Source organism: Butyrivibrio sp. INlla21 (assembly GCF_900116875.1).
Taxonomy (GTDB): domain Bacteria; phylum Bacillota; class Clostridia; order Lachnospirales; family Lachnospiraceae; genus Butyrivibrio.
Map to the genome: position 1 here is coordinate 1 of NZ_FPCC01000058.1, position 2,891 is coordinate 2,891.

The 2,891-nt window shown below is 42.7% G+C and carries 3 protein-coding genes; all 3 read left to right on the forward strand.

What is annotated here, in order from left to right; all coding sequences use genetic code 11:
* Positions 1–105: 105 nt before the first annotated feature.
* The 3 genes from BM377_RS15965 (at position 106) to BM377_RS15975 (ending at position 2,755) form a co-directional block, all read left to right on the forward strand.
* Positions 106–1,824 (forward strand): ABC transporter ATP-binding protein, encoded by a 1,719-nt coding sequence (locus BM377_RS15965; protein ID WP_092250969.1) that lies wholly within the window; start codon positions 106–108, stop codon positions 1,822–1,824.
* 135 nt (positions 1,825–1,959) lie between these two features.
* Positions 1,960–2,181: a hypothetical protein gene (locus tag BM377_RS15970; RefSeq protein WP_092250971.1), complete on the forward strand. Its 222-nt coding sequence runs from the start codon at positions 1,960–1,962 to the stop codon at positions 2,179–2,181.
* A gap of 34 nt (positions 2,182–2,215) precedes the next feature.
* Complete coding sequence (locus tag BM377_RS15975) at positions 2,216–2,755, forward strand: histidine phosphatase family protein (RefSeq protein WP_092250973.1); 540 nt, start codon at positions 2,216–2,218, stop codon at positions 2,753–2,755.
* Positions 2,756–2,891: the final 136 nt, after the last annotated feature.

The window sequence follows — 2,891 nt, forward strand, 5'->3', positions numbered from 1 at the left end:
CGGCGGATACCCACGACAATCTCCTTACAACCTGTCCCGAGTACAAGAAGTTCTGGGATGCGTCTGTCAGCGCCAGCTTATGGAAGATAAAGGAGGCATGATCTCATGTTTAAGATACTTCAAAGGATTATAGGTATTACCGGTAGATTTAAAGCAAGAATTCGAGCTTCATATATAACATCTTTTGTTAAGGGAGTTATGATGAAGGCTCCTTTGATACTTTGTTTTTTGGCCATCAGCTCTTTTATGCAAAATACAATGACCAAAGAAAAGTGCCTGTACTACGGCCTTGCTCTTGTGGTGTGCGTGGCGCTTCAGGCAGTGTTTGAGCACATTACCAATGTGCTGATGTCCGCAGCGGGATACATGGTTTTCGCAGATATGCGTTTGAATCTGGGAGATCACCTGCGTAAGCTCCCCATGGGTTATTTTACTGAGGGTAACATCGGAAAGATCAGCTCGGTTCTCTCAACGGATATGGTGTTCATCGAAGAGAACTGTATGGGTGTTCTTTCTGAGCTTGTGGCATTCATGATCTCTCAGGGACTTATGGTTGTGATGATGTTTGTCATGGATTACCGTATGGGACTCATGTCACTTGCTATCGTGGGCGCTTTCCTTATTGTTGGTAACTATATGCTCAGAACCTCAATGAAGCACTCCGTTGTCAAGCAGGAGGTCGCTGAGGATCTTACAAATGAAGTTATTGATTTTGCTGAGGGAATGGGAATTATCAAGACATACAACTTGCTTGGCGAGAAGTCAAAAAAACTTACGGAAGAATTCAAAACAAGCTGCGATAAGGCTATCGGCTTTGAGAAGGCCTACAGTCCGTGTGTGAGAACTCTTTACCTTACTTTTGGAATCGGAAGTTCAATAATGCTTGCTCTTTCCGGATATCTGTACAGCGAGGGAATCTTTACACCTGAATATATGGTTGGAATGGCATTCTTCCTTTTTGATCTCTTTACTGCCATCAAGGCATACTATGGTCACATGCCAAGGCTCACTGTTACAGCTGCCAGTCTTGACAGAATAGATGAGGTGTTTGCTGCCGAGGAACTTAAGGATCTTGGGAAAAAAGAGCTTCCGGCAACCGGAGATGTTGAGATTGAGTACGATAATGTAAGCTTTGGTTATACACAAAAAGATGTCCTTAAGGATGTTTCCTTTAAGATAAAAGCGGGCGAAATGACTGCGCTTGTCGGTCCTTCAGGCGGCGGTAAGTCAACTATCGCATCGCTCCTTGCAAGGTTCTGGGACATCAAAGACGGCCATATCCGCGTAAGGGGAGAGGACATAAGAGATGTATCACTCGGAAGCCTTATGGACAGCATCAGTATGGTATTCCAGAGAGTATATCTGTTCCAGGATACCGTTTACAACAATATTGCCATTGCAAGACCCGACGCTACCAGAGAGGAAGTTGAGGAAGCAGCCAAGAAGGCGAGATGTTATGACTTTATCATGCAGCTTCCCGACGGCTTTGACACCGTGATCGGTGAGGGCGGAGCTTCCCTTTCAGGCGGCGAGAAGCAGAGAATATCAATTGCAAGATGTATTCTTAAGGACACACCTATTGTAATCCTCGACGAGGCTACAGCCAGTGTCGACGCGGACAATGAGCGTGCCATCCAGGAGGCGATCTCCGAGCTGTGCAAGAACAAGACTCTTCTTGTAATTGCCCACAGACTCAAGACTATCGCCGACGCGGACCAGATTCTTGTTGTTTCCGACGGCAAGATCGTAGAGCGCGGCACACATGCCGAACTCATGGATAAGAATGGCACCTATGCCCACATGGTTTCACTGCAGGCTTCTTGATATTTATATGAATTAGTTTTAAGAGCATCGGAAACGGGATATTTTCCCGCTTCCGGTGCTTTTTTACTTGTATGCGCAGGCTTCGGTGCTTATAATGTTAAATTACAACAATGATCCGAGAGAAAGAGGATAACTATGGAAATAAGATATTGCGAAGAGAAACCTGATCTTGAAACATATTACGATCTCAGAGCTGCTGTGGATTTTAAGAATTTTTGTCCCGAGCAGTCTCAGAAGGCTTTGGATAAAAGAGATTACTTTGTAATAGCAAAAGACGGCTTTTATAAAAAGCTTGGTTTTGAAGCGCTTCCCGATGAAAATGCGGGCCCGGCGCTTAGGAAGCTGATCTATACATAATAATCAATTAGGACAGCTATGAAGGGGAGAGAAAATGAAGGTTGTAATTATCAGGCACGGTGTAGTTGATTATAAAATGAGTAGGCGGTGCAACTCCGAGGAATTCGATCAAGATGTAAAAAGATATGATGAAGCGCCGATTTTACCTATGGAATACCATGTTCCCACCGGAGATTATAAGTCTTATTATGTAAGCTCTTTATCCAGAACTCTTGCAACTGCCAGGGATATTTTCGGAGATAAAGAATACATTTCAACTGAGCTCCTTGATGAAGTTCCGCTATCTTCAAGTATAAAAACAAACAAGAGACTGCCTTTGGCATTTTGGAAAATTTCATCCAGACTTCAATGGCTTTTTAACAGTAAAAGGCCGAAAGAAGGCAAGAAAGATACTGTAATCAGAGCAAACAAGTTCATAGATGATCTCATTGAGAAGAACGAAGACTGCGCAGTAGTTTCTCGTGGCTTTTTTATGATCACTCTTTTATCCGAGATGAAAAAGAGAGGCTTCGCAGTTGAAGGAAAAAACGCAGGGTTTACAAATGGAGAATGTGTTATTGTTAGCATGATTTAAAGGACAGAGGGCATATTTTGTAGATTAAATGGATTATAAATAAGTAAGACTAACTATTAAAGAAAGTCAATAAAAATGTTTTAAAACAGAAATGTTTTAAATATAGCGACGATGACTTATGCATCGTATTCAGCAC